Origin of the sequence: Candidatus Pelagibacter communis (assembly GCF_001180225.1) — a bacterium.
Lineage (GTDB): Bacteria > Pseudomonadota > Alphaproteobacteria > Pelagibacterales > Pelagibacteraceae > Pelagibacter > Pelagibacter ubique_D.
The window spans coordinates 1-1166 of sequence record NZ_CVST01000063.1 but is presented as its reverse complement, the minus strand read 5'-3'; the positions used below and the strand labels follow the sequence as shown (position 1 = coordinate 1166).

2 protein-coding genes are annotated in these 1166 nt (G+C 25.5%); both read left to right on the top strand.

Features of this window, described 5'->3' with window-relative positions; genetic code table 11:
• Positions 1-525: ATP-binding protein (locus AMN99_RS04965; RefSeq protein ID WP_256998119.1), on the top strand; the 525-nt coding region annotated here is incomplete at its 5' end.
• Positions 526-610: 85 nt separating this feature from the next.
• Positions 611-1166, top strand: a 556-nt coding sequence (locus AMN99_RS04960; protein ID WP_143323939.1) for a hypothetical protein, incomplete at its 3' end; no start/stop codon positions are given.

The following is a 1166-nucleotide window of genomic DNA, read 5'->3' as shown; positions in this document are numbered from 1 at the left end:
GATTTATTAATTTTAAGTAGAATTGAATTAGAAGAACATATTAGACCGAATAATTTAATAAGTTTAGAAAAAATATTTAATAAATTAAAAGACATACACATTACAAATATCGAAAAAAATAATATTGATTTGAATATCAATATAGACAAACATTTTGATAAAATTATTGGCAATGAAGATAGAATGCTAACAGTTTTTTCAAATTTAATTGATAATTCAATTAAATATTCTGAAAAAAATAAATCTATTAAAGTATTAACATCAAAAAGTGTTGGCAAACTAGTTAAACCAGGTGTTAAAATTTCAATTATAGATGAAGGTATCGGTATACCTCAAAATCAGATTGTTAGAATTACTGAAAGATTTTATAGAGTGGACATTGAAAAAAGTAAAAAAGTTGGTGGCACAGGTCTAGGTTTAGCAATAATGAAACATATTGTAACTCAGCACAGAGGTGAATTTGAAATTAAAAGTCAATTAGGTAAAGGCACAGAATTCAATATTCATATTCCTAGTGAATTGTAATTTATTACATTTATCAATACTTTTAGATCGTTAATTTAATTTGTATTAACTTTCTTTTTTTGTAAGAATCTTAATTGTTATGCCTATGTTTAAAAAAATAATATTTTTTTCTCTTTCTCTAATATTGTTAACTTCTTCCTTGAATGCTCAATCAATTACAACATTGCTTAGAAATCAACAACTCACAGTCTATGATATTGGCATATTTAGATTGCAAGAGGATATGAAATCAGCAATTCCTCAAGTTCAAAAACATTTTCCTGATAAACAAATTGAAATTGATGATGTTTATACAGATGTAGTTTCATCATTCTGGAGAAATACAATTGATTTAATAGTATCTGTACCAATGAGTGAGACATTGACAAAAACAAACTATTTTTCAGATATGTATAGATGTAAGAATATTTTCTTTTCGGTTAGAGATCATTTATTAAGGAACCAAAATGAAAGTAATTATAATTTCTCAAGAGCCTCATCTTATGTTGTTTCAACATTTTCAACTCCTACAAGCTGGCCTTCATGGAAATACGAGCATAAAAAGATTAAAGAACTAGTATCAATGATACAACTAGAAGTTACTTTAAGACCTTCAAATGAGCTAATCTATTTGCAACAAAATTTTATAATGAATAAAGAAG